This window comes from Citrobacter sp. wls718 (assembly GCF_005280945.1).
Taxonomy (GTDB): Bacteria; Pseudomonadota; Gammaproteobacteria; order Enterobacterales; family Enterobacteriaceae; genus Citrobacter; species Citrobacter gillenii.
Genome location: NZ_SZWV01000027.1, coordinates 1 through 6,184, shown reverse-complemented (window position 1 = coordinate 6,184; position 6,184 = coordinate 1). Strand labels below are relative to the sequence as shown.

At 49.0% G+C, this 6,184-nt stretch carries 7 protein-coding genes and 2 pseudogenes; all 9 read left to right on the top strand.

Going from position 1 to position 6,184, the window contains the following annotated elements; translation table 11 throughout:
• Positions 1–183 precede the first annotated feature (183 nt).
• The 9 genes and pseudogenes from FDW95_RS05250 (at position 184) to FDW95_RS05215 (ending at position 5,899) form a co-directional block, all read left to right on the top strand.
• The gene (locus FDW95_RS05250) at positions 184–510 is read left to right on the top strand and encodes a MobC family plasmid mobilization relaxosome protein (protein ID WP_115260012.1); all 327 of its coding nucleotides are present in this window, start codon (positions 184–186) and stop codon (positions 508–510) included.
• 208 nt (positions 511–718) lie between these two features.
• Positions 719–1,141, top strand: a pseudogene (locus FDW95_RS23500) (relaxase/mobilization nuclease domain-containing protein); the annotation flags it as partial.
• A gap of 46 nt (positions 1,142–1,187) precedes the next feature.
• Positions 1,188–1,283, top strand: a pseudogene (locus FDW95_RS23495) (MbeB family mobilization protein); the annotation flags it as partial.
• Positions 1,284–1,370: 87 nt separating this feature from the next.
• The gene (locus FDW95_RS23490; protein WP_249358920.1) at positions 1,371–1,673 is read left to right on the top strand and encodes a hypothetical protein; all 303 of its coding nucleotides are present in this window, start codon (positions 1,371–1,373) and stop codon (positions 1,671–1,673) included.
• Positions 1,674–1,733: 60 nt separating this feature from the next.
• Complete coding sequence (locus FDW95_RS05235; protein WP_015060316.1) at positions 1,734–1,970, top strand: MbeD family mobilization/exclusion protein; 237 nt, start codon at positions 1,734–1,736, stop codon at positions 1,968–1,970.
• 424 nt (positions 1,971–2,394) lie between these two features.
• Positions 2,395–2,727 (top strand): type II toxin-antitoxin system RelE/ParE family toxin, encoded by a 333-nt coding sequence (locus tag FDW95_RS05230; RefSeq protein ID WP_115260017.1) that lies wholly within the window; start codon positions 2,395–2,397, stop codon positions 2,725–2,727.
• 1 nt (position 2,728) lies between these two features.
• Positions 2,729–3,013 (top strand): NadS family protein, encoded by a 285-nt coding sequence (nadS, locus tag FDW95_RS05225; RefSeq protein ID WP_115260014.1) that lies wholly within the window; start codon positions 2,729–2,731, stop codon positions 3,011–3,013.
• 194 nt (positions 3,014–3,207) lie between these two features.
• On the top strand, positions 3,208–4,131 hold the full coding sequence (locus FDW95_RS05220; RefSeq protein ID WP_115260015.1) for a replication initiation protein: 924 nt from the start codon (positions 3,208–3,210) through the stop codon (positions 4,129–4,131).
• Positions 4,121–5,899 (top strand): DEAD/DEAH box helicase family protein, encoded by a 1,779-nt coding sequence (locus FDW95_RS05215; RefSeq protein WP_115260016.1) that lies wholly within the window; start codon positions 4,121–4,123, stop codon positions 5,897–5,899. The genes FDW95_RS05220 and FDW95_RS05215 overlap by 11 nt, the downstream gene beginning before the upstream one ends.
• Positions 5,900–6,184 lie beyond the last annotated feature (285 nt).

Sequence of the window (6,184 nt, the reverse complement as noted above, 5' to 3'; positions counted from 1 at the left end):
TTTTTTTTGCAGCAACCACAGAATCTGACATACTCCACAGTACTTTAAGCCAGTACACACAGCGTCCCCTCTACGAGGTACGGTCTGTGACTGGTTCAGGGGGCTCGCCGCCCCCCCGAAACCCCGGGCATCCACTGCGAAACTTTCGCACTTTGGGTGCGAATATTTCTCAGCGGAGTGAGAATGGAAAAGCGCACGAGAGAGATCAAAATTCGTCTGACAGACGCAGAGCATCAGCGTCTGATAGACCGGTGTGACCGAACCCATCTGGCTGAATGGCTGCGTCTGCTCGGTCTGGGAGAACATACCGCCAGAAAGCGCCGTCTGCCTGACGTTGCGCCTGAGCTGCTGCGACAGGTCAGCGGGATTGGCAACAACCTCAACCAGATCGCCCGCCGCCTTAACCAGCTCGACGGGCTGAACCCCACTGATCGTGTTTCCCTGCTTGCGGTGTTAAACAGCCTCGACCGCAATCTCAGTGAACTGCTGGAGCAGCACCGTGATTGTTAAAATCCACTCACGGGGCGCTGGTTCAGGCAGTGGCCCAGTTGATTACCTGCTGGGCAAAGATCGCCAGCGTAGTGAAGCCCGCGTGCTGCGGGGAGATGCCGAACGCACCCGCGAACTGATTGACGGCTGTGACTTTGCCCGCGCCTACACCTCTGGCGTGTTGTCCTTTCAGGAGGCCGATATTACAGAGCCTGAAAAAGAACGGCTGATGGACGAATGGGAACAGACACTGATGACCGGTCTCGACAAAGACCAGTACGCCTGTCTGTGGGTTGAGCATCAGGATAAAGGCCGCCTCGAGCTGAACTTCGTGATCCCGAACATCGAATTGCAGAGCGGGAAACGGCTGCAACCCTACTTTGACCGCGCCGACCGTCCCAGGGTAAACGCCTGGCAGACGCTGACCAATGACCGGCTTGGACTGCGCGACCCGAATGACCCCGCCTATCGCCGCCCGCTGACGCATGCCAGCGATCTGCCGCGAGACAAACAGCAGGCAGCGGAAAAGCTGACAGCCGGCCTGATGAACCTGATGGCACAGGGCGCGATACGCAGCCGGCAGGACGTGGTGAATCAGCTCGAAAGCATTGGTCTCACCGTGGCGCGGGAAACCAAAAGCAGCATCAGTATTGCCGACCCGTCCGGCGGCAGAAACATCCGGCTGAAAGGAATGATTTATGAGCGAGATTTTAAATTTGGCGAAGGGCTTCGAGGAGAAATCGAAGCAGCAAGCGCAGGATACCGAGCAGAGCGTGAAGCGCGAGTTCTTGAGGCTGGAAACGTCTATCAGCGCGGAACTGCAATCAAGCTCGCAGAGCATCAGCAACGCTATCCGCGAACAGAACGGCAGGCTGACGGGCATGATCAGAGCCACGGTGACTACCGCGCTGATCTGGATAGTGGTCTGCGCCGCGCTGCTGATTGGCATCCTGAGCGGGATAATCTGGCTTCAGGGGCAGATCATCAGCTCACGCCTGAACGACATCGACGGCTACAGCCAGCAGCTGGCGAGCCTGAAAGCGAAAAGCGGCGCGGGAGTGACGATCTACAGCGACGACAGCCAGAAGAACGGCTATCTGGTGGTGCTGCCGGTGAAGGCACACGGCGTGGAGAGCTACACCTCAACGGCGGGAAATACGGTCGTGAAGTACACCTCGAAGTAACCCCTACAGAACGCACAGAAACGCCCCTGAACGATTTTGACCCACAGGACACAGAAAACCATGACCGAAATGGAAAAACAGCTTCTGAGCGCCTTAGAGAGCTTACAGGCCAGCTACGAGCAACAGCATCAGGCGTGGCAGGAAAGCTACAGCAGTTTGCAGCACATGTTCGAAACTACCTCACAGGCACTGAACCGCAGCGACAGGGCGTGTCAGCACTTGAGCAATCAGGTGAACAGCTTGCGCGGTCAGGTCGAGAGCTTGAGCAGCAATCTCAGCCGGTTAATGCGCTCGTAAAACAGCACGAATATCAGCTGAAACTGGAAAAGCAGCGCACCCGCTATCACGGCCCGACGCTTTAGCCTTGACGCATTGTTCTTTTGGGATGGTTTTTCGAGGTAGTCTGATAAATAAAGAGTAAGAGGCAGATGCAGCTTGCGTCCCGGTGGCGATGTAGCCACCACCGACAGGAGAATGGCAATGGAAAAATTGACCTTCGAACTGCTCGGGGCAGAAGGAATCGTATTCGACATTGGCGAATACGTCCTCCTATACCTCGATAGCAAAATAGCCGTATTAGGCGTGCGTTCGTAACGTACTTTTCAGTGCCGGGTTAATCCCGGCCTGTGGCGCTTTAGCAACGCCCATGTTGGACGTCTTACGTAGACATAATATCACCATGGTGTACAATGTACTCTTGCGATGTAACGGGAATGACACAGTGAGCCATGCGATAGAGTTTATCGAAACGCCTATATTTACCCGTCAGATAAAGCAAATCGCCACGGACGATGAGCTCAAGGAGCTCCAGAAGACGCTGATTGAGTCACCGGATAAAGGGGATCTCATAAGGCAAACCGGCGGGCTGCGAAAAATAAGAATGGCGACCGGCACACAGGGGAAAAGCAGCAGTGTACGGGTGATTTACTTTCTCGCTACCGAGGAAATTATCTATCTGGTGATGGCCTACCCGAAAAGCACCAAAGACAGCCTGACGGACGCCGAAAAAGCCGACCTTAAAAAGCTGACGAAACTACTGAAAGACGAGGTGTAGCATGAGTTTTTTTGACGAACTGAAAGCGTCACTCGAAGAAGCCGTCGAGATCAAAAATGGCGTGAAATCTCCTGCTCGTGTCACACGCTATGAACTGGCTGACGTGAAGGCCCTCCGCGCCCAGCTGAACGTGACGCAGGATGAAATGGCAAAGGTGCTTGGCACCAGCCTCGATACCATCAAAAGCTGGGAAACGGGCAGACGTAATCCGACCGGACTGGCGGCGAAGGTGCTGGCGACCATACAGGCCAACCCTAAATTCTTTCAGGAACTTGCTTCACATTAAGGCTTTATGACGGAAGGATTCGACAGGAACCGCCGTTCGCGTGTAACTTTAACGGCAGAAAAAACAAAGCCCCGATAATCATGGTTTCAACTTGGCGGAAGAGACATGATCAATCAGGGCTAGGCATAAAACCTAAGAAGGATATTAGCACATGCAGAGTGCAAGACAACAGCCCGCCATAAGCGCTGGCGAGATTGGCTAACCTAGCTCTCGACCTGTTCAACGACCGCTTACCTAACAAGCCCTACTTTTCGGACGATCTGCACTTTGGTGTACGCATCGCGGGAAAAGAGCGCGCTATTCTGGCGAAATATATCCAGTTCAACCAGCCTCACGCCATGTTCTGGCTTGGTTTTGACGTTGACCGCATTGGTGCTGCCATCGACTGGAGCGATCGCAATGCGCCTGCGCCTACGCTTACCATCACCAACCCCGAAAATGGACACGCTCACCTGCTTTATGCGTTGAAAACCTCGATTCGCACCGCACCAGACGGGAAAATGAAGCCGTTGAAGTACGCTGCTGCCGTAGAGAACGCGCTACGTAAAAAACTGGACGCTGACGTGGGGTATTCGGGGTTAATTTGCAAGAATCCGAACCACGGGTACTGGAAAATTGCCGTCTGGCAGCCGGAGCTCTATACGCTGGACTGGCTGTCCGATTCGCTCGACCTGAACGCTGCGAACGACAAAGAAATCGTTGCCGATTACGGCTTAGGCCGCAATTGCACCCTATTCGATAAAACCCGAAAGTGGGCATATCGTGCCATTCGTCAGGGATGGCCAGAGTACGACCAGTGGCTGCAAGCCTGTTACGAACGTGCCAGCGCCTATAACTTGCAATTCTCAGTACCTCTGGATGAAAGTGAGGTTAGTGGAATTGCTAAAAGCATTGCTAAGTGGACGAATAAAAATTTCTCAAAAGAGTCCTTTTCTTCATATGTTAAGAGAACTCACGCACCATCGATTCAATCGGCTAGAGGCCGTGTTGGAGGCGTTAAAAGCAAGGGCGGAGGAAGGGCTGTAGATACTTTTAGTGAAAGAACTCTGGAACCATGGTTAAACATGAATATTAGTCGAGCGACATATTACAGAAGGAAGCGTAAAAGTGCCATTTGAAAATAAAGACATCACAGCGAAAAATAAATTAAGACGTCCGCAAGTTGAAGCTTTCGGAAAGATAAGAGAACATTACGAAAATAAAGAAGTGAAAGAAGTTGGGTTAATACTTCCAGTCGGTTGTGGAAAGTCTGGTTTGATATCAATAACACCATATGCGACAGAATCTAGCAGGGTTCTGATAATAGCCCCTGGAAAGAAAATCAGAGATCAGTTAGCTAAGGATATGAAATTCAGCGAGCCTGATAACTTTTATAATAAATGTGATTTTTTTGACGGCGTTGATGAATATCCAGAAGTTTGCATTATTGAGTCTGGTGGTAAAACAAATATTCACGATATACGAGCTAGTGATATTGTTGTCTCTAATATCCAACAAATAGCTGGGGATGATAACAAGTGGCTAGAGCAGTTAGACGCTGATTTCTTTGATCTGATTATTGTTGACGAAGCTCATCACAACAAGGCAAACACTTGGATTAAAGTTAAAGAAAAGTTCCCAAAAGCCAAGATAGTAAACTACAGCGCCACCCCAATGAGAAGTGATGGTCAGTTGATGAGCGGTGAGGTTATATATAGTTTTCCTGTTGTTGAAGCAATCAGGGAGGGTTATATAAAAAGACTTCACGCGAAAATGATTAGCCCATCAAAACTAGTTTATGTGGACAGTGATGGTAATGAAATAACCTTAACAAGCCCAGAAGAAATTAAACGCCTAGGTGAGGAAGAGGCATCTTTTAGACGTGGTGTTTTAATGTCTAATGAAACTCTGAATACGCTAGTAGATCTTTCTATAAAAGAGCTCAACAGGCTTCGGCAGGAATCTGGAGAGCAGCGACTGAAAATAATTGCTTCTGCCCTTAATTATAGACATTGCATCCAGATAAAAGAAGCGTTCCTTGCTAGGAATTTGCGTGCGGATTATGTTCACTCCAATGAAGATGGAGCAGTGAACGATAAAGTATTCTCCAAGTTAGAAAATCACGAATTGGATGTAATCGTTCAATCAAAAATGCTCGGTGAAGGGTTTGACCACAAATTTTTATCGGTAGCTATGGTTGGTAGTGTTTTCTCTAATCTAAGCCCATTTGTTCAGTTTGTTGGTCGAGTCATGCGAGTTGTAAAACAAAACGCCCCTGGGGATTTGGTTAATAGAGGTGTTGTTGTTTTCCATGTTGGAGCAAATATTGCCAACAGGTGGAGTGACTTTAGGAATTTCAGCCAAGCCGACCAAGAGTTTTTTGCTGACTTGTTACCTGAGGTTGAGGATGTAGATTTTGGTTCTGATGGCACTAGTGAAAGAGACCCTGATGAAACTGGAGGACACAATAGGCTTATTCCTGTAGAGGTCACTAGCACTGATGGTGTCATAGCATCAGAACTAGATCCCATCGGAGATGTTCAGGAGCTAAAAAAAGAACTAGCAGCTTTAGGTTTAACGGCCAATGAGGCAATAGAGATTTTACGTAAGTCTAGGTTGAGCAAGCAGGATCAAAGGAGAGCTGGGAGGCAGGCTATTAATGATCTCGTTAACCACCATGCCGGATTGCTCATCAATCAACTTGGGTTTAAGACAAAAGGTAGAAACTTCAATAAGTCTCAGGATAACTATTCTTGGGTTGTAAGAGAGTTACATAATCGTGTTAATGACCATATTGGCTGTAATAGTGGTGACAGAGAAAACCTAAGTTTAGAACAGGTTGAAGAGGCTAAATCAGCCATTCCTAACATAGCCGAAGACATAAGACAGGAATGGTCTAATGGCTAAATTCAAGTCTCTTATTGTTAGTGCTAAGTTTGAGGTGGCTTCGAGGAAAACTACCTGTAAACACGACAAGAAGCATGTGATTACTAAAGGCGAGTTCAGGTTGAGCGTAAAAAACTCAACTCAAGGTGAGTCCTACTATTGCCTTTCTTGTGCAGAGGACATGATGAGTCAAAGTCAGATTAAGCTAGAGGGGCTCAAAAACCAGTTAGATTCACTCGGACGCGCAGTGAGACCATAACAAGCCTATATCAGATAACAGCCCTCTTTGTCAGAGGGCTTTTTTTT

Bases quoted from the DNA above. Each gene is read 5' to 3' on its own strand.
- FDW95_RS05250 (WP_115260012.1), top strand. From the start codon at position 184: ATGGAAAAGCGCACGAGAGAGATCAAAATTCGTCTGACAGACGCAGAG.
- FDW95_RS23490 (WP_249358920.1), top strand. From the start codon at position 1,371: ATGATCAGAGCCACGGTGACTACCGCGCTGATCTGGATAGTGGTCTGC.
- FDW95_RS05235 (WP_015060316.1), top strand. From the start codon at position 1,734: ATGACCGAAATGGAAAAACAGCTTCTGAGCGCCTTAGAGAGCTTACAG.
- nadS (WP_115260014.1), top strand. From the start codon at position 2,729: ATGAGTTTTTTTGACGAACTGAAAGCGTCACTCGAAGAAGCCGTCGAG.